The sequence below is a fragment of the Pseudomonas sp. EA_105y_Pfl2_R69 genome (assembly GCF_963970915.1).
Taxonomy (GTDB): domain Bacteria; phylum Pseudomonadota; class Gammaproteobacteria; order Pseudomonadales; family Pseudomonadaceae; genus Aquipseudomonas.
The window spans coordinates 1-18,436 of the sequence record NZ_CAXAOO010000008.1 but is presented as its reverse complement, the minus strand read 5'-3'; the positions used below and the strand labels follow the sequence as shown (position 1 = coordinate 18,436).

13 protein-coding genes, 1 tRNA gene and 1 pseudogene are annotated in these 18,436 nt (G+C 65.7%); 8 read left to right on the top strand and 7 right to left on the bottom strand.

What is annotated here, in order from left to right; all coding sequences use genetic code 11:
- Nucleotides 1-5: 5 nt before the first annotated feature.
- Complete coding sequence (arsS, locus tag AACY13_RS19335) at nucleotides 6-971, bottom strand: arsenosugar biosynthesis radical SAM (seleno)protein ArsS (RefSeq protein ID WP_339463394.1); 966 nt, start codon at nucleotides 969-971, stop codon at nucleotides 6-8.
- Between the two features lie 289 nt (nucleotides 972-1,260).
- Between arsS and AACY13_RS19330 the strand changes: the two genes are divergently transcribed.
- Nucleotides 1,261-4,155, top strand: coding sequence for an EAL domain-containing protein (locus AACY13_RS19330; RefSeq protein WP_339463206.1), 2,895 nt, complete (start codon nucleotides 1,261-1,263; stop codon nucleotides 4,153-4,155).
- Nucleotides 4,156-4,197: 42 nt separating this feature from the next.
- Here the strand turns inward: AACY13_RS19330 and AACY13_RS19325 are convergent, their stop codons facing one another.
- Entirely contained in the window at nucleotides 4,198-4,635 is a 438-nt protein-coding gene (locus AACY13_RS19325) for a carboxymuconolactone decarboxylase family protein (RefSeq protein WP_339463205.1), read from the bottom strand.
- Between the two features lie 112 nt (nucleotides 4,636-4,747).
- On the opposite strand from AACY13_RS19325, the gene pdxR reads away from it, so the two are divergent.
- Nucleotides 4,748-6,169: a MocR-like pyridoxine biosynthesis transcription factor PdxR gene (gene pdxR / locus AACY13_RS19320; protein WP_339463204.1), complete on the top strand. Its 1,422-nt coding sequence runs from the start codon at nucleotides 4,748-4,750 to the stop codon at nucleotides 6,167-6,169.
- Nucleotides 6,170-6,362: 193 nt separating this feature from the next.
- Here pdxR and gabT read toward each other — a convergent pair whose 3' ends face one another.
- Both gabT and gabD read right to left on the bottom strand, forming a co-directional pair.
- Nucleotides 6,363-7,643, bottom strand: a complete 1,281-nt coding sequence (gene gabT, locus AACY13_RS19315; protein WP_339463203.1) for a 4-aminobutyrate--2-oxoglutarate transaminase — start codon at nucleotides 7,641-7,643, stop codon at nucleotides 6,363-6,365.
- A gap of 177 nt (nucleotides 7,644-7,820) precedes the next feature.
- Nucleotides 7,821-9,269 carry an NADP-dependent succinate-semialdehyde dehydrogenase gene (gabD, locus tag AACY13_RS19310; protein ID WP_339463202.1) on the bottom strand — a complete coding sequence of 483 codons (1,449 nt, stop codon included), beginning with the start codon at nucleotides 9,267-9,269 and terminating at the stop codon, nucleotides 7,821-7,823.
- A 404-nt stretch (nucleotides 9,270-9,673) separates the two neighbouring features.
- Here gabD and AACY13_RS19305 point away from each other — a divergent pair.
- A tRNA-Arg gene (locus tag AACY13_RS19305) sits at nucleotides 9,674-9,750 on the top strand.
- Nucleotides 9,751-9,955: 205 nt separating this feature from the next.
- A complete protein-coding gene (locus AACY13_RS19300) occupies nucleotides 9,956-10,294 on the top strand; it encodes a carboxymuconolactone decarboxylase family protein (protein ID WP_339463201.1) in 339 nt (112 codons plus the stop codon).
- Nucleotides 10,295-10,395: 101 nt separating this feature from the next.
- Here the strand turns inward: AACY13_RS19300 and norR are convergent, their stop codons facing one another.
- Complete coding sequence (norR, locus tag AACY13_RS19295; RefSeq protein ID WP_339463200.1) at nucleotides 10,396-11,946, bottom strand: nitric oxide reductase transcriptional regulator NorR; 1,551 nt, start codon at nucleotides 11,944-11,946, stop codon at nucleotides 10,396-10,398.
- Between the two features lie 176 nt (nucleotides 11,947-12,122).
- On the opposite strand from norR, the gene hmpA reads away from it, so the two are divergent.
- Both hmpA and AACY13_RS19285 read left to right on the top strand, forming a co-directional pair.
- On the top strand, nucleotides 12,123-13,304 hold the full coding sequence (hmpA, locus tag AACY13_RS19290; protein ID WP_339463199.1) for an NO-inducible flavohemoprotein: 1,182 nt from the start codon (nucleotides 12,123-12,125) through the stop codon (nucleotides 13,302-13,304).
- Between the two features lie 23 nt (nucleotides 13,305-13,327).
- On the top strand, nucleotides 13,328-13,582 hold the full coding sequence (locus AACY13_RS19285; RefSeq protein ID WP_339463198.1) for a transmembrane sensor/regulator PpyR: 255 nt from the start codon (nucleotides 13,328-13,330) through the stop codon (nucleotides 13,580-13,582).
- Nucleotides 13,583-13,761: 179 nt separating this feature from the next.
- On the opposite strand, the gene AACY13_RS19280 is transcribed toward AACY13_RS19285, so the two are convergent.
- Nucleotides 13,762-14,985, bottom strand: coding sequence for a CaiB/BaiF CoA transferase family protein (locus AACY13_RS19280; RefSeq protein ID WP_339463197.1), 1,224 nt, complete (start codon nucleotides 14,983-14,985; stop codon nucleotides 13,762-13,764).
- A 131-nt stretch (nucleotides 14,986-15,116) separates the two neighbouring features.
- Nucleotides 15,117-16,298 carry an acyl-CoA dehydrogenase gene (locus AACY13_RS19275; RefSeq protein ID WP_339463196.1) on the bottom strand — a complete coding sequence of 394 codons (1,182 nt, stop codon included), beginning with the start codon at nucleotides 16,296-16,298 and terminating at the stop codon, nucleotides 15,117-15,119.
- 241 nt (nucleotides 16,299-16,539) lie between these two features.
- Between AACY13_RS19275 and AACY13_RS19270 the strand changes: the two genes are divergently transcribed.
- On the top strand, nucleotides 16,540-17,448 hold the full coding sequence (locus AACY13_RS19270; protein ID WP_339463195.1) for a LysR substrate-binding domain-containing protein: 909 nt from the start codon (nucleotides 16,540-16,542) through the stop codon (nucleotides 17,446-17,448).
- A gap of 532 nt (nucleotides 17,449-17,980) precedes the next feature.
- Nucleotides 17,981-18,436, top strand: a pseudogene (locus tag AACY13_RS19265) (NAD(P)(+) transhydrogenase (Re/Si-specific) subunit alpha); the annotation flags it as partial.

The window sequence follows — 18,436 nt, the reverse complement described above, 5'->3', positions numbered from 1 at the left end:
TTCGTTCAGTCATTCAGCGCGCCACCGCAGCTGGAACCTTGCCCGGCGGTGCAGGCGTAGCAATGGTCGCGGGTGACGATGGGGTTGCCGGTAAGCGTTGCCGTGAGCAGGTCGCGCAGATGGGGGCGCTCGCGGCCGATCAGCTCGGGCAACTCAAGCGGTAGGTCGAGCATCTGGTTGAAGTCGCAGTCGTACAGGTAGCCCTGCCAGTCGACGCTGATCAGCGAACGGCACATCAGCGGTTCGAGGTTTTCCGGCCGATAGCTGTCGCGCAGCAGCTGCATATAGGCGGCGAACTGACCCTTGCTGACCAGGGTGCTGCCGAAGCGCGCAATCGGCTGGTTGGTGATGCACAGCAGGTGGTCGAAGCGGATGCCGAAGTCCTCGGCCAGGTGGCGCTTGTAGTCGGCCTCCAGCGCCTCTTGCGGCGGCGGCAGGCTGGGGCCCTGCGGGTTGTACACCAGGTTGAGGATCAGACCGCTGCCCGGCTGGCCATAACCCAGGGCATTGAGCCGTTGCAGGCCCTGGATACTGGCGTCGAATACGCCATCGCCGCGCTGCTTGTCGACGTTATCGCGCGAGTAGCAAGGCAGGGAGGCGGTGACTTCCACGCCCTGCTCGGCGAGAAACTGCGCGAGGTCCTCATAACCCGGTTCGCTCAAGATGGTCAGGTTGCAGCGGTCGATCACCCGCAGGCCCTCGCGCCGCGCATGCAGGACGATCTCGCGAAAACGCGGGTGCATCTCCGGCGCGCCGCCGGTGAGGTCGAGGGTGTGCACCGGGTGGGCGTCGATCACCCGGTGCAGCAGGGCCAGGCTCTCGTCGGTCATGGCCTCGGTGCGGGTCGGCCCGGCATTCACATGGCAATGCAGGCAGCGCTGATTGCAGCGGTAGGTCAGGTTGATCTGCAGCGCTTGCAGCTGGCCCCGGCGGATCGCCGGAAAAGCCAGTTGGTCGAGCAGGGGCAGCATGGCGTGCACGGTGTTTGGCTCCTTGATGCTGGCGTTACCGCGGTTTGCGTGCTGCCAGCCGGTCTGTAGCCACTATAGAGGCTGCCTGGGCGCTTTTGTTACGGGCTGGCCGTGAAGAATCGTTTCGGCGTGTGCAGCATCGGCGGCCTGTTACTGGCCCCGGGTGAGACCATCAGCGCCATCGAGTCGCCTGTTCTCAGCTAGAATTCCCCAGCGTCGACTCACCAGGCACTGGCGGGCTGTGTTCAGCCTGAGCCTTGACGCTTTCACAGTCCATTGAGGCGTACGGATGCTCCAGCTGTTCAAGTCTCCTGTGCTCGGCCTGTTGTTCGGCCTCTGCCTGCTCGCCAGCCCGAGTCATGCCGCCCCGCCCATGCTCAGCCTGGACGGTGACGCCCTGGTCCGGCCGGTCGCGGTGCCCGCGGCCCTGATGCTGGAAGACCCGAGTGCCAGCCTGACCGCCGGGGAAGTGCTGGAGTCGATCGACGCCCAGGGGGTGCTGACCCGGGGCACGCCACATATGGGCTATTCGGCCAGCGCCTGGTGGCTGGCCTTTCGCCTGGACGCCCCGGCCGCGGCGCGCCTCAACCTGATCATCGCCCACCCCTTTCTCGACGACCTGGAAGTCTGGCTGTACGACCGCGAGCGCCTGATCGCGCCCTACTACAGCGGTGACCACCGGCCCTTTCTCGAGCGTGGCGAACCCTACCCGCACTTTATGCTGAGCCTGCCGCGTCTGGGTCAGGGGCCGCACACCCTGCTGCTGCGGGTGCAGAGCGGCTCGTCGATCAGCCTGCCGATGCAGCTGGTCGCTGCCGAGCAGAGCAGCCTGCTGCTGGCCCGTGACTGGCTGCAGAGCGGCCTGCTGCTCGGCGCGCTGCTGAGCCTGATGCTGTTCTACCTGATCAAGTTCAGCACCCTGCGCGAGCCGCAGCTGGTGTGGTTCTGCCTGACCCTGTTCGGCGTGGCCCTGTACAACGCCGCGCAGCATGGCCTGGTGGCGCTGTGGCTGCCGCAGTGGCCATGGCTACCGATGCAGCTGGGCAACCTGGCCAATCCGGCGATGATGATCTTCAGCAGCCTGTTCCTGATCAGTGCGCTAAAGCTCAGGCTGGGCCGGCTGGTTTATCTGCGCAATGGCTTTTTCGCCCTGATCCTGCTGGTCTGCGGCTGGACCATCGTCAGCTACGGCCAGCATCGCGCCTACCAGACACTCAACCTGCTGATCCTGCTGACCGGTGCCGTTCAGCTCGGCCTGCTCCTGCTCGGCGTGCGCCAACGCCGGCCCTATGCGGTCGGCTACCTGTGGTGCTGGAGCGCGGCGCTGTTGCTGCTGTTGCTGGTGCCCCTGGGGCGTGCCGGGCTGGTGCCGCCGATCCCCGGGTTCAATTACCTGCATGTGTACCTGCCGGCCATCAGCCTGCTGCTGTTCGGCGGCATGCTCGACAAGCAGCTGGAACAGGTGCGGCGCGACCTGTTGCACAGCCGGGCCCAGGCGATCAGCCACCTGCAGCAGTACCAGGCGTTGTTCAGCAACAGCAGCGAGGGGATCTTTCGCTGCAGCGGGGCCGGGCTGCTGCTGGAGGCCAACCCCAGTTTCGTTGCGCTGCTCGGCGGGCAGATGGTCGAGGGCCTGCACATGCAGGCGCTGTTCGGCCGCGAGCCGTGGCGCGAACGCCTGGCGCTGCTGCAGGGCGAGCAGCCGGCTGGTAGCCAGGAGTGTCGGCTGCAGGGGCTCGATGGCCGGGTGCACTGGGTCTACCTGGCCCTGCAGCAACGGCCGGAGCAGGATTGCATCGAGGGCATAGTGGTCGACCTCAGCGAGCGGCGCGCCCTGGAGGAACGCCTGCAGCACCTGGCGGCCCATGACTCGCTGACCGGCCTGCTCAACCGCCGCGAACTGGAGCGGCTGCTGCAGGACAGTCTGAAGGGGGCCAGCGGGCGGCCGTTCAGCCACCTGCTGTGTCTGGATCTGGATCAGTTCAAGCAGGTCAACGACCTCGGCGGCCACTCGGCCGGCGACCAGTTGTTGCGTCAGCTGTCCGCGCATCTGCAACACCAGTTGCCGGCGGATGCCGAGCTGGCGCGTATCGGCGGCGACGAGTTCGCCGTGCTGCTGCGCGGCGCGGATGGGCGGACGGCCCTCGCCGAGGCGGAAAATCTGCGCCTGTGCGTCGAGCAGTTCGTCTTCACCTGGCAGGGCCGGCCTTTTCGCGTGCAGGTCAGTATCGGTCTGCTGGAACTCGACAGCGGGGTCCGCGACTGGGAAACCGCCCTGTCCTGGGCCGACAGCGCCAGCCAGCTGGCCAAGCACCAGGGGCGCAACCGGGTGCAGCGCTTCAATCCGGCCGATGGCGCGCTGCTCGAACACCAGCGCCAACTGCAATGGATTACCCGCCTGCGCGACGGCATCGAGCAGGATCACTTCGAGCTGTTCTACCAGCCGGTGATGCCGCTGCAGGGGGCCGCCGATGGCCTACGCTACGAGGTGTTGCTGCGCTACCGCGACCCGCACAGCGGCGAGCTGTCCAGCCCCGCGCAGTTTCTCGGCGCGGCCGAGCGCTACGGCTTCCTCGGGGCCATCGACCGCTGGGTGCTGCTCAGCCTGTGCCAGTGGCTGGCCGACAACCCGCGCCATGTGCAGCAGCTGGCCCAGGTCAACCTCAACCTGACCGCCAGCTCCCTGCTCAATGCCGAGTTCCACCAGTTGCTGCACAGCCAGTTGCAACGGCACAAGCTGCCGGCCGACAAGCTGTGCATCGAGGTCACGGAGATGGTCGCCCTCGGCGAGCTGGGGGTGTCGGCGCAATGGATCAGGCAGCTGCGCGAGCAGGGCCTGAAGGTGGCGCTGGACGACTTCGGCAGCGGTTTCGCCTCCTACGCCTACCTGCGCCACCTGCCGCTGGATATCGTCAAGATCGACGGCAGCTTTATCAGCGGCCTGGAGAGCGACCCGATCAACCAGGCCATGGTCGGCTCCATGCAGCAGATCGCCCGCCAGCTGGGCCTGAGCACCGTGGCCGAGTTCGTCGAAAACCAGGCGACCCTGGAGTGCGTGCGGGCCCTGGGTATCGATTACGCCCAGGGCTACTATATTGCGCGCCCGCAGCCGCTGGCCGGGCTGGCCGATGCGCGGCTGAGCGAGTCGGGCTTCAGCCGCTTGCCGGCGGGCTCGACGCCCTGACGAGCAGGTCGCTTAGCCCATGCAACTGGCAAGGCGCGTGCTTCACTCGGGCTGCAGGGCAAAGCCGACACCGAAGCGGTTCCAGGCGTTGATGGTGCTGATGGCCAGGGTCAGGTCGACCATCTCCTTGTCGCTGAACTGCTCGCGCAGGCTCTCGAAGCGCGCCTGCGGCGCGCCCGCTTGCGGCAGCAGCGTCAGGCTCTCGACCCAGGCCAGGGCGGCGCGTTCGCGCGGGGTGAAGAACGTGGTCTCGCGCCATAGGCTCAGGCACTGCAGGCGTTGCTCGGTTTCCCCGGCCTGACGCGCATCGTTGGCGTGCATGTTCACGCAGTAGGCGCAGCCATTGAGCTGCGAGGCGCGCAGGCGCACCAGCTCCAGCAGCGACAGCTCCAGGCCGGATTGCTCCAGGGCCTGTTCCAGGCCGAGCATCGCCTTGTAGGCATCGGGGGACAGCTTGTACCAGTTGAGGCGGGCGCTCATCGTTTCTTCCTCTAGTCGCGGGCTCGCCCTCCGCGAGCCCTTGGCACTATCCTAGGGCGCAGCTTGGCCACCACAAATGGCCAATTTATGGAAATAACAGGTAGCCAATTCGATGGAGCTCCATCTGACCCTCGACGGCAGCCAGGACCTGGCCGGCCAACTCTACCGCCAGCTGCGCGTCGCCATTCTCGACGGCCGCCTGGCCGCCGGTGACCGTCTGCCGTCGATGCGCTTTCTCGCCGTGCGCCTGCAGGTGTCGCGCAAGACGGTCGGCGAAGCCTACGAGCGACTGGCCGCCGAGGGCTTTCTGCAGGGCAAGGTGGGCAGCGGCACCTATGTCAGCGCCAGGCTGGCAGCGGTCGAACGCCCTCGCCCGGCGGCGGCCGCGCTGCGGGCCAATCCGCACTGGCGCGCCATCGCCGCCGACTGGCAGCCGTTCCTGCAGCAGGCGCAGCGTTATAGCTTCGCCGGCGGTACCACCGACAAGCGCCGCTTCCCCTTCGACGCCTGGCGCGCGTGCGTGCAACGTGCCCTGCGCCTGCAGGCGCGCAGTCCGGCCTTCTATGCCGAGCCGCTGGGCGATCCGGAGCTGCGTCTGGCGATCGCCCGTTACCTGGCGATCAACCGCGCGGTGCGTTGCGACTGGAACGACATCCTGGTCAGCCAGGGCGCGCAGCAGGCCCTCGACCTGTTGGCGCGGGTGCTGCTCGAACCGGGCGATCTGGCCGTGGTCGAGGAGCCGGGCTACCCGCCGGCGCGGGCGATCTTCAGCGCGGCCGGCGCGCGGGTGCTCGGCGTGCCGGTGGATGCCGAGGGGCTGCGCGTGGACCTGCTGCCGGCACAGGCCAGGCTGGTTTATGTGACGCCCTCGCACCAGTTCCCGCTGGGCCAGCCGATGAGCCTGCAGCGCCGCCTGGAGCTGCTGGAATGGGCGCGGGGGCGGCAGGTGCTGATCATCGAGGATGACTACGACGGCGAGTACCGCTTCGACGGCCGCCCCCTGGAGTCGCTGCAGAACCTCGACAGCGAGGGCCGGGTGGCCTATGTCGGGACCTTCTCCAAGACTCTGTTTCCCGAGCTGCGCCTCGGTTACCTGCTGATGCCGCCTGCCCTGCGCCGCGAGCTGACGGCGGCCAAGTCCCTCGCCGACCGGCACAGCGCGAGCCTGCAGCAGCTGGCGCTGGCGCACTTCATCAGCAGCGGCGCGTTCGCCAAACACACAAGACGCCTGCAGCGTGAATACGCGCAACGCCGCCAGCATCTGCTGGCGCGGCTCTGCGGCGACCTGGGTGGCTGGCTGGAACCCCTGCCGAGCGTGGCGGGCATGCACCTGGCGGCGCGTCTGCGTCAGCCGCTGGATACCCGCCGACTGTGCGCGCGGCTGGCCGAGCGTGGACTGCTGCTGGGCGACCTCGCGTCCTTCTACGCCGAGGGCCCGGCCATGGCTGGGTTGCTGTTCGGCTTCGGTGCCATCGAGACCGCGGATATCGACCCGGCGCTGGATATCCTCCGCGAGTTGCTGAGCCAGGGCTGATGGCTGTAGCCCGGATGCAATCCGGGGAGCGATGCCCGGTGCAAAACCGCTCCCGGACTTTATCCGGATAACGGCCAGGAACCTACTAAGTCAGGCCCCCTTCACCCTTAAGCGCCCACGCCTGGACGCAACACGCACTGGGGCATAGCCAAAAGAAAACCCGCCGAAGCGGGTTTTCTTGTAGCCGTTGCGCTTACGCCAGTTCGTCGAAGCACTCGGCGATGATCGCCAGGCCCTTGTCGAGCAGGGCATCTTCGGCGGTCAGCGGCACCAGCACCCGCAGCACGTTGCCGTAGGTGCCGCAGGACAGCAGGATCAGGCCCTTGTCGCGGGCCTTGGCGACGATCTGCCCGGTCAGGGCGGCGTTCGGCTTGTGCAGGTCGCCGTCTTCGAACAGCTCGACGGCGATCATCGCACCGAGGGCGCGCACATCACCGATGGCCTTGTGCTTGGTCTGGATGGCCTTGAGGCCGGTGACCAGACGCTCGCCGACGGCCTTGCAGCGCTCCAGCAGCTGCTCTTCCTCGAACACTTGCATCACGGCCAGGGCCGCGGCGCAGGCAATCGGGCTGCCGGCGTAGGTGCCGCCCAGGCCACCCGGGGCGATGGCGTCCATGTATTCGGCCTTGCCGCACACGCCCGCCACCGGGAAACCACCGGCGATGGATTTGGCGAAGGTGGTCAGGTCGGCGGCGACGCCCATCTGTTCCATGGCGAAGAAGGTGCCGGTACGGCCGGCACCGGTCTGCACTTCGTCGGCGATCAGCAGGATGCCGTGCTGATCACACAGGGCACGCAGGCGCAGCATGAAGTCCTTCGGCGCGACGTAGAAGCCGCCCTCGCCCTGCACCGGCTCAATGATGATCGCGGCGATATCGCGCGGCTCGGCGTCGTTCTTGAAGATGCGCTCGATGCTGGCGATGGCGTCGTCAGTGCTGACGCCGTGCAGCTCGCACGGGTACTGGGCGCGGAAGATACCGCCGGGCATCAGACCCATGCCGGCCGAGTACGGCGCGACCTTGCCGGTCAGGCCCAGGGTCATCATGGTGCGGCCGTGGTAGCCGCCGGTGAAGGCGATCACGCCGGCACGGCCAGTGGCGGCGCGGGCGATCTTCACCGCGTTTTCCACCGCTTCGGAGCCGGTGGTGACCAGCAGGGTCTTCTTGGCAAAGTCGCCCGGGACCTTGGCGTTGACCTTCTCGCACAGCTCGACGTAAGGCTCGTAGGCCAGCACCTGGAAGCAGGTGTGGGTCAGCTTGGTCAGCTGCTCCTGCACCGCAGCAATCACTTTCGGGTGCAGGTGGCCGGTGTTGAGCACGGCGATGCCGCCGGCGAAGTCGATAAACTCACGACCTTCAACGTCGATAACGGTGGCGTTCTCCGCGCGGTCGGCGAAGATCGGATGGATCTGGCCCACGCCGCGCGGTACGGCGGCGGTGCGGCGTTGCATCAGGGATTCGTTGGTCTTGCTCATAAGGTCCTCATTCGCCGGTTAGCGTCGGCGTGGTTCAAGGATGTGTTGCCGGCAACGGCTGGGCAGTATTCGATGATCGACTGTCACAGCACGCTCGGCCACAGGTATGTCCATATAAAAGCCGAAGGCGCAGCACTCTCGTGCGTCTTCGGCGGGATTAATGCTACTTCGCCAGGATTAGATACCCAGGCAGAGGTATTTGATTTCCAGGTAATCCTCAATGCCGTACTTCGAGCCTTCACGGCCCAGGCCGGAGGCTTTCACGCCGCCGAACGGTGCGACTTCATTGGAGATCAAGCCGGTGTTGACGCCGACCATACCGTATTCCAGGGCTTCCGCTACACGGAACACGCGACCCAGGTCCCGGGCATAGAAGTAGGAAGCCAGGCCGAACTCGGTGTCGTTGGACATGGCGATCACGTCGGCCTCGTCCTTGAAGCGGAACAGCGGAGCCAGCGGGCCGAAGGTTTCTTCCTTGGCCACTGCAGCGCTGTTCGGCACGTCGACCAGAATGGTTGGCTCGAAGAAGCTGCCGCCCAGTGCGTGCGGCTTGCCGCCGGTGAGCAGGCGCGCGCCTTTGCTCAGGGCATCGGCGATATGTTCCTGCACCTTGGCCACGGCCTTGTCGTCGATCAGCGGGCCGGTGGTGGTGCCGTCATCCAGGCCGTTGCCGATTTGCAGCTTGGCCACGGCGGCGGCCAGCTTCGCGGCGAAGGCGTCGTAAACGCCGTCCTGAATGTACAGGCGGTTGGCGCACACGCAGGTCTGACCGTTGTTGCGGTATTTGGAGATCAGCGCGCCTTCGACGGCTTTATCCAGATCGGCATCGTCGAACACGATAAACGGCGCGTTGCCGCCCAGCTCCAGAGAAACCTTCTTGATGTCTTTGGCGCATTCGGCCATCAACTGGCGACCGATGTCGGTGGAGCCGGTGAAGCTCAGCTTGCGCACGATCGGGTTGCTGGTCAGCTCGCCGCCGATATCGCCGGCACTGCCGGTGACCACGCTCAGCACGCCTTTGGGAATGCCGGCGCGCTCGGCCAGAGCGACCAGGGCCAGGGCGGAGAACGGCGTCTGCGAAGCCGGCTTGATCACCATGGTGCAACCGGCGGCCAGGGCCGGGCCGGCTTTACGGGTGATCATCGCCGCAGGGAAGTTCCACGGGGTGATGGCGGCGGTCACACCGATCGGCTGCTTGATCACAATCAGGCGCTTGTCCGGCTGGTGGCCGGGGATCACGTCGCCATACACGCGCTTGGCTTCTTCGGCGAACCACTCGATAAAGGAGGCGGCGTAAACGATCTCGCCTTTGGCTTCGGCCAGTGGCTTGCCCTGTTCCATGGTCATCAGGCGGCCGAGGTCGTCCTGGTTCTCGATCAGCAGCTCGAACCAGCGGCGCAGCTTGTTCGAGCGCTCCTTGGCGGTCAGGGCACGCCAGGCCGGCAGGGCACGGTCAGCCGCTTCGATGGCACGACGGGTTTCCGCTGCGCCCATCTTCGGCACAGTACCGATGATTTCGCCGGTGGCCGGGTTGTTGACCTTGATGGTCTGGCCGTTGTCGGCGTCCAGCCAGGTGCCGTCGATATAAGCCTGCTGACGGAACAGCTGGGAGTCTTTCAGTTGCATGGCAGTCTCCTAAATTCCGACACCCGGGCGTCGGCACTTGTAGTGGGGGTACGCCGCTGGGCAGCGCGCGTACACTATTGTTTGGCGGTTGTTGCCGCGGGTGGGCGGCGGTCGGGCGGAAATGTGCCGGGCTTTCAGGCAATTTGCGCCAGAACGTTTGAAATCTCAAACGAATCCTAGGGTCAAGAGGGGTAAAGGGCAATAGCCTGTTCGAAAAAATTAACGCAAATTTGCCAGGCCCCGTGCGCTAGAGCCGTTATTGATCGAGGCCGAGCACCGTGCAGAATTGCACACAAGGAGCCAGACGCTGCCGGTGTTTTGCCGACAACCGGCGCTGCTGGCGTAACGCAACGGCCCCTGGCATGGACGCCCGCCGGCGACATGGGTATGATTGCGCCCGCGCTGCACCAGTAGCTCAGCTGGATAGAGTACTGCCCTCCGAAGGCAGGGGTCGTGGGTTCGAATCCCGCCTGGTGCACCATATAAAACAAGGGCTTAGGTGAAAACCTAGGCCCTTTTTTTGGCTGTGGCAAAAGTGCGACCGGCCCTAGTCACCGCCACAGCCTCACTCCCCCGCTAACTGTTGTGCTCTCCACTCTCCGGTCGGCTCGCCTGCTCTTGTGCCCAAGAGGGTTTACGCTGAACAGGGTAATACGCCGTGGCACACCCACCTCGTGGAGAGCAGCATGGACAGGAAGAGAAAACTCGACACCTATCAACGCTTCAAGCAGCAGCATCCGGATTATTTTGACGCCGTGGAGTCGCTGGGTGCGGTGGTGCGGCATGCCGGCCCGCTGGACGAGCAGGCCGTGCAACTGGTGCAGCTCGCCGCCGCCGCGGCGATTCGCTCGGAGGGCGCGGTGCATAGCCATGTCAGGCGGGCCCTGGCTGCCGGCGCGACCGAGGAGCAGATCCATCACTGCCTGATCGCGCTGACCAGCACCATCGGTTTCCCCACCGTGGTGGCCGCCCTGAGCTGGGCAGGCGACGTGCTGGGGCGCGGCGATACGCCGGCCACCGACTAACTAACCGAGTAGAGCGCTGGCGAGGCGCTGTGGTTATCGCGATGCCCCGCCCTTGCGCAGGTTATCTGCGGGCTGATCCTGCCCCTTGTGACTCGTCGGACTCACTGCAAGCCCAGGCGCTTGGCCAGGCGGATCAGGTTGGCGCGGTCGATGCCCAGTTCGCGGGCGGCGGTGGCCCATTTGTGCTGGTGGCGGTCGAGGGTCTGGCTGATCAGCTGCTTCTGGTAGGCGTCCAAGGCTTCGCGCAGGGGCAGGCTGTTGCTTGCGACGGGGGCGCTAGGCGCGGGGGCGAGCGTTGCGGGCTGGCTGTCGGGCAGGTCGAGGGCGCGGGTGTCGATGCTGAGGATGCGCGGACGTTCGCTGCAGGCCGACAGTGCCTTGAGCGCGGCCCGGCCGATCAGGTGTTCCAGCTCGCGCACATTGCCCGGCCAGTCGTGGGCCAGCAGGGCCTTCTGCGCTTCGCTGCTCAGGCGCAGACTGCGTAAGCCCAGGCGCGCGCGGTTTTCTTCGAGGAAGTAACCGGCCAGCAGCAATACGTCGCGGCCGCGCTCGTGCAGTGTCGGCACCTTGAGCGGGTAGACGCTGAGGCGATGATAGAGGTCGGCGCGAAAGCGTCCGGCGCGCACCTCTTCGGCCAGGTCGCGGTTGGTCGCCGCCAGCACCCGCACATTGACCCGTTGTTCGCGGTCGGCCCCGACCCGCTGCAACTGGCCGCTCTGCAACACGCGCAGCAGCTTGGCCTGGGCCACCAGTGGCAGTTCGCCGACCTCGTCGAGAAACAGGGTGCCGCCGTCGGCCAGTTCGAACTTGCCGCGGCGTTCGTTGTGGGCACCGGTAAAGGCTCCGCGGACATGGCCGAATAGCTCGCTTTCAACCAGGTTGTCCGGCAGCGCCGCGCAGTTGAGGCTGATCAGCGGCCGCGCCGCCCGGGGCGAGGCGGCGTGAATGGCTTCGGCCACCAGCTCCTTGCCGACCCCGGTCGCGCCGCTGATCAGCACGCTCAGTTCGCTGTCGCCGACCAGGGCGATTTCCTGCTGCAACTGTTTATGCGCCGGGCTCTGGCCGATCAGCTCGCGCGGGCGCTGCTGGCCGGCGGCCTGCTTGTAGATTTCCGCCAGCTGGTGCTCGTCCTCGGCGCGGCGCTGCAGCAGGCTGATCCGCTCGTTGGCCATGACGGTGGCGGCGGCCAGGCTGGCAAAGGCCTGCAGGTTGTCCAGGTCGACGCTGCCGAAGCTGGCCGGGTCGAGGGAATCCAGGGTCAGCAGGCCCCAGGGCTGGTCCTGGACATAGAGCGGGCAGCCCAGGCAGTCGTGCACCTGCAGGTGGCCGCGGTGGCCCTCGACCAGGCCGTCGTAGGGGTCGGGCAGTTCGCAGTCGGTGGCGAAGCGGGTCGGTCCGCGCTGGGCCAGCAGGGCCCGCAGGCGCGGCTGTTCGCTGAGTTTGAAGCGGCGGCCGAGGGTGTCGGCGCTCAGGCCCTCCACCGCCAGGGGCACCAGTTGCTCGCCGTCGAGCCTGAGCAGGGCCACGGCATCGCAGGGCAGCAGCTGACGCAGGGCCTGCAGCAGGCGGCGATAGCGCTCGGCCTCCGGCAGCTCGCGGGCCAGGTCGGCGACCAGGGGAATCAGGGCGGTGAGCAGTGGGTTTGCTGTCATAAGGACACTTTAGCTGTCATTTGGACTCGAAATAGTTGCTGTCATAAATACAGCAAAATTAATAAGTAATTGAAATATATGAATAAATTTAGTGGCACGATTTCTGTAGTACTCAGGGTGATACGAACTTAGCACGTCAGCAAGCGCGGCGTGCCAGCCCTGCAGGAGTCACCCTAATGCTCAGCCCGCAACAGATCAGCCTGATCAAGGCCACCGTACCGCTGCTGGAAACCGGCGGCGAAGCCCTGACCCGGCACTTCTACCAGCTGATGTTCAGCCAGTACCCCGAGGTGCGCGCGCTGTTCAACCAGGCGCACCAGGCCAGCGGCGGCCAGCAGCGCGCCTTGGCCAATGCGGTGCTGATGTACGCCCGGCATATCGACAAGCTCGAAGCCCTGGGCCCGCTGGTCGGGCAGATCGTCAACAAGCATGTGTCGCTGCAGATCCTCCCCGAGCACTACCCCATAGTCGGCAGCTGCCTGTTGCAGGCGATCCGCGAGGTGCTGGGGGCCGAGATCGCCACCGATGCGGTGATAGCCGCCTGGGCCGGGGCCTATGGCCAGCTGGCGGAGATCCTGATCGGGGCCGAGGAGGCCGCCTATGCCGCCACCGCCAGCGCGCCAGGCGGCTGGCGCGGGGCGCGTAGTTTTCGCCTGAGCCGCAAGGTGCAGGAGAGCGAGGAAATCGTCTCGCTGTACCTGGCACCGGCCGACGGCGGCAGCCTGCCGCCGTTCCAGGCGGGGCAATATATCGGCCTGCGCCTGCTGCTGGACGGCGAGGAGCAACGGCGCAACTACTCGCTGTCGGCCCTGGGCGATGGCCGCGAGTACCGCATCAGCGTCAAGCGCGAGGCGGGCGGCAAGGTGTCCAACTACCTGCACGATAAGCTGCAGGTCGGTGCCAGCCTGGAGCTGTTCCCGCCGGCCGGAGACTTCGTCCTGCGCGAGTCGAGCAGACCGCTGGTGCTGATCAGCGCCGGGGTCGGCATCACTCCGGCCCTGAGCATGCTCGAGGCGGCCAGGGACAGTGGTCGCGAGATCCACTTTATCCACTGCGCGCGACACGCCGGGGTGCATGCCTTCCGTGACTGGGTCGACAGCCAGGGCGCGGCGCGGCCACATCTGCGTCACTACGTGTGCTACAGCGAGCCACGCGCCGGCGATGCGGCCGATGCCGAGGGCTTCCTCAGCCTGGAGCAGCTCGAGCAATGGCTGCCCGAGCAGCGTGATCTGGACGCCTACTTCCTCGGGCCCAAGCCCTTTATGGCCCAGATCAAGCGGCACCTGGAGGAACTCGGTGTGCCGCCAAGCCAGAGCCATTACGAGTTTTTCGGTCCGGCCAGCGCGCTGGAGGGGTAAGCGCGCGGCCCAGGAGGTGGATGATGTTGGCATACCTATCCTGCCCATTGCGGGTACTGCAACTGGCGAATCGCATGCTGCTGGTTGGCGTGCTGCTATTGCTCGGCGGCTTGCTGGGGGCCTATGGCCTGGAGGCGCAGCTGAGCATGGGCAGCCTGGTGACGGCTCACTCGCTGACGATCATCGGCCCGGGCCTGCTCAAACTGGGGTATGTGCTGCGCCTGGCCGCGCAGCAGCAATTGCGCAAGCTGCAGCAGCCCTGCTGTGTGGCGGCGTGATCGCTGGCGCGAGCTGAGCATTGCACCATCGGGGCGGCGGGGTTGCGCCCTGCTCGCCATCGGCTGGTGGGCGGCGCTGCAGGCTCGACACAAGTAGGGTGCACCGTGCGCACCTGAGCCAGGCTGCGGGTTCCTGGTGCGCACGGCGCACCCTACGTGGCCGATTGACGATCGGGGGTTTACAGCACTCCGGCTTCGCGCAAGGCGGCTATCTGTTCCGCGCTTAGGCCCAGCTGTTGAGTCAGCACCTGCTCGGTGTGTTCGCCGAGCAGCGGCGGCGCGTTGCGGTATTCCACCGGGGTTTTAGACAGGCGCAGCGGGCTGGCCACCAGCGGGGTGGTGCTGCCCAGGCCGTTGGGCAGTTCGATGCGCAGGCCGCGGGCCTTGACCTGGGGATCATCGAACACCTGGGCCAGGTCGTTGATCGGCCCGCAGGGTACGCCGGCCTGCTCCAGCAGGGCGATCCACTCGGCGGTGCTCTTGAACACCGTGGCCTGGCGCAGCAGCGGAATCAGCTCGGCGCGGTGGGCGACGCGGGCCTGGTTGGAAGAAAAACGCGGGTCGTCGGCCAAAGCCGGAAGGCCGGCAACCTCGCAAAGTTTGCGGAATTGCCCGTCGTTGCCCACGGCGATAATGAAGTCGCCATCGGCCGAGGGGAAATCCTGGTAGGGCACGATATTGGGGTGGGCGTTGCCCAGGCGCTTGGGCGCGACCCCGGTGTTCAGGTAGTTCATTGCCTGGTTGGCCAGGCAGGCCACCTGCACGTCGAGCAGCGCTACATCGATATGCTGGCCGAGGCCGGACTGCTCGCGCTGGTTGAGTGCTGCCAGCACGCCGACCGTGGCGTACAGGCCGGTGAGGATATCGGTCAGGGCGACGCCGACCTTTATGGGGCCGGCACCCTCCTCGCCTTCTGGTTTGCCGGTCAGGCTCATCAGTCCGCCGAGGCCCTGGATCATAAAGTCATAACCTGCCCGCTTGGCGTAGGGCCCGTTTTGCCCGAAGCCGGTGATGGAGCAGTAGATCAGGCGCGGGTTGAGCGCCTTCAGGGATTCATAGTCAAGGCCGTAGGCCGCCAGCCCGCCGACCTTGAAGTTTTCCAGCAGCACGTCGCAGTTCTGCACCAGCTCGCGCACCAGGCGCTGACCTTCGGCCTGGGTGAAGTCCAGGGTCACCGATTGCTTGTTGCGGTTGGCGCTCTGGAAATAGGCCGCCTCGCGCGAGTCGTTGCCCTCGCTGTCCTTCACATAGGGCGGGCCCCAGTGACGGGTGTCATCGCCGCTGCCCGGGCGTTCGACCTTGATCACCTCGGCACCCAGGTCACCGAGAATCTGCCCGGCCCAGGGCCCGGCGAGCACGCGGGACAGGTCGAGAACGCGGATATGCGAGAGTGCGCCGGGCATGGGGAAAATTCCTGCGTAGGGTGGATCGGGGCGCGTAGCTGGCGCTTTATCCATCCACCATGCGGTAGAGAAGGTGGATGAAAGGAGCGTCATCCACCCTACGGTCCGAGGGCGTAACCTGGAGGGCAGGTTTAAAAGAACGCCTGAATACCGGTCTGCGCCCGACCCAGGATCAGTGCATGGACGTCGTGGGTACCTTCGTAGGTATTCACCACTTCCAGGTTGACCAGGTGGCGGGCTACGCCGAATTCGTCGCTGATGCCATTGCCGCCGAGCATGTCGCGGGCCAGGCGGGCGACATCCAGGGCCTTGCCGCAGCTGTTGCGCTTCATGATCGAGGTGATTTCCACCGCGGCGGTGCCTTCGTCCTTCATCCGGCCGAGGCGCAGGCAGCCCTGCAGGGCCAGGGTGATCTCGGTCTGCATATCGGCCAGCTTCTTCTGGATCAGCTGGTTGGCGGCCAGCGGGCGACCGAACTGCTTGCGGTCCAACGTGTACTGGCGGGCGGTGTGCCAGCAGTCTTCGGCGGCACCCAGTGCGCCCCAGCTGATGCCGTAGCGGGCGGAGTTGAGGCAGGTGAACGGACCCTTGAGGCCGCGCACGTCGGGGAAGGCGTTTTCTTCCGGGCAGAACACGTTGTCCATAACGATTTCGCCGGTGATCGAGGCACGCAGGCCGACCTTGCCGTGAATCGCCGGGGCACTGAGGCCCTGCCAGCCCTTCTCCAGCACGAAACCGCGAATCTCGCCGGCATCGTCCTTGGCCCACACGACGAATACGTCGGCGATGGGCGAGTTGGTGATCCACATCTTCGCGCCGCTCAGGCGATAGCCGCCGTCAACCTTCTTGGCGCGGGTGATCATGCTGCCCGGGTCGGAACCGTGGTCCGGTTCGGTCAGGCCGAAGCAGCCGATATATTCACCGCTGGCCAGCTTGGGCAGGTATTTCTGCTTGGTGGCTTCGTTGCCGAATTCGAAGATTGGCACCATCACCAGGGACGACTGCACGCTCATCATCGAGCGGTAGCCGGAGTCGACGCGCTCCACTTCGCGGGCGATCAGGCCGTAGCACACATAGTTCAGGCCGCTGCCGCCGTAGGCTTCGGGGATGGTCGCACCGAGCAGGCCGGTGTCGCCCATCTCGCGGAAGATTTTCGGGTCGGTCTGCTCATGGCGGAAGGCTTCAATTACCCGCGGTGCCAGCTTGTCGGCGGCGAACTGTTGGGCGCTGTCACGCACCATGCGCTCTTCTTCGGTCAGTTGCTGGTCGAGCAGCAGCGGGTCGATCCAGTTGAAGCTTGCCTTGGCGGCCATAAGAGAAATCCTCGGTCGAAATGGGTCGGGCGTCTTGTAGGAGCCAGGGGGACGCCTAGTTCTTGCTGGCGATCAAAGGCATCGCCAGCACGCTTGCTCCTACAGGAGTAGCTGGTGGATTGATCCTAGGCGGCATCCGCGCAGCAGGCAAACGAGGATTACGCACGCTATTGTGCATAATCCGCACTTCGAGATAGTTTTAGCAGGCAATTTTCGACTTATCAGTGAGGCTGCCGCATAGATGCGTCGCAAGATTCCCAGTACTGCCGCCCTGGTCGCCTTCGAGTCGGCGGCGCGGCACCAGAGTTTTACCCGCGCCGCGGAAGAACTCAGCCTGACCCAGAGCGCCATCTGCCGACAGATTGCCAGCCTGGAGGAGTTTCTCAACGTCGAGCTGTTCCGCCGCTCGCGGCGTGGGGTCAAGCTCACCGAGGCCGGCCTGTCCTATGCCCGCCGGGTGGCGACCCAGCTGGATGCGGTGGAGCGCGACACCCTGGCGGTGATGGGGCAGCAGGGGGCGATGAGCATCGAGCTGGCGGTGGTGCCGACCTTCGGCACCCAGTGGCTGCTGCCGCGCCTGAAGGATTTCCAGCGCCTGCACCCGCAGGTCACGGTCAACCTGACCAACCGCACCCGACCCTTTCTGTTTGCCGACACCGAGTTCGACGCCGCGGTGTATTTCGGCGATGGCGACTGGTCAGGCACGGCCTCGCACCTGCTGATGCGCGAAAACCCGATGCCGGTGTGCAGCCCGGCGCTGCTCGCCGGGCAAAGCGGCCTCAGCGCCGAGCGGATCGCCAGCCTGCCGCTGCTGCAGCAGACCACCCGGCCCTATGCCTGGCGGCAGTGGTTCGGCTCGCTGGGCCTGAATGTGCCCCGGGACATGAGCGGGCCGCGCTACGAACTGTTCTCCATGCTGGCCCAGGCGGCCATGCACGAGATGGGCATGGCCCTGATTCCGCCGTTTCTGATTCAGCGGGAGCTGAGCGAAGGCCGCCTGGTGCTGGCGCTGGACCATGCCTACAGCAGCGACAAGGCCTATTACCTGATGATTCCCGAGCGCAAAGTGGAATCCGCGGCGCTGCAAAGCTTTCGCGACTGGCTGGTGCGGCAAGCGCGGGACTATGCCCGGGGCAGTGGTCTGGAATAAACGACAGCAAGCGAAGCAATTGCGCTGCCACCACCCCGCCCGGTATTCCTGCTCGCGCTGGCAGACCCTTTTAGCCTGAGTGATTCAGACTAAGTTGACCCCGTAGTCAGCAAAGCAGGCGACTACAGTCTGGCGGTTGCTAGCGAGCGCTGGCGTCCAATTTATTGCACATAAAAGCCGGTATAACCCCGCAATAGCAGGGCTTTACCCCCCGGTTGCCTGCGTAACAGCGATTTGATGGGCGGCCATTCATGGCAGCCATGCCGCGGCTGCTGAAAATATTCGTCAATAACCCTGGCGGCCCCGTCCGGCAAGCCTTTGCCGAAAATAATGGCCTGCAAGTCGCTGAGTGACTTGTAGTTGTCGCAAGGTTTTACTCCATAACGCCTTGAACGACTTATGCTGCGCCTGCAAAATGCCGCCCCGCCCGCAACATAGCTTTTGCTAGGGTGATTTGTGCTGATCCTCCCTTCGCCGCCGTGCCATCCGCAGTGCGCCGGTTCATTAAAAAAGATCACGCAGGAGATTTGACGTGCACATCGGTGTTCCTCTCGAAACCCATGCCGGCGAAACGCGGGTAGCCGCCACGCCAGAAACCATCAAGAAACTGGTTGGCCAGGGCCATCAGGTGACGGTGCAGAGCGGAGCCGGCATCAGCGCCAGCATTCCCGACAGCGCCTTTGCGGCGGCTGGCGCGAGCATCGGCAGCGATGCCGCTGCCTTCGCTGCCGACCTGGTGCTCAAGGTCGTGGCCCCGAGCGATGCCGAGCTGAGCCATATGAAGGCCGGCGCGGTGTTGGTCGGCATGCTCAATCCGTTCAGCAACGAGACCATCGCCCGCCTGAATGCCCAGGGCATCATCGCCTTCGCCCTGGAAGCCGCGCCGCGTACTTCCCGGGCGCAGAGCCTGGACGTGCTCAGTTCGCAGGCCAATATCGCCGGCTACAAGGCGGTGCTGCTGGCCGCCCACCACTATCCGCGCTTTATG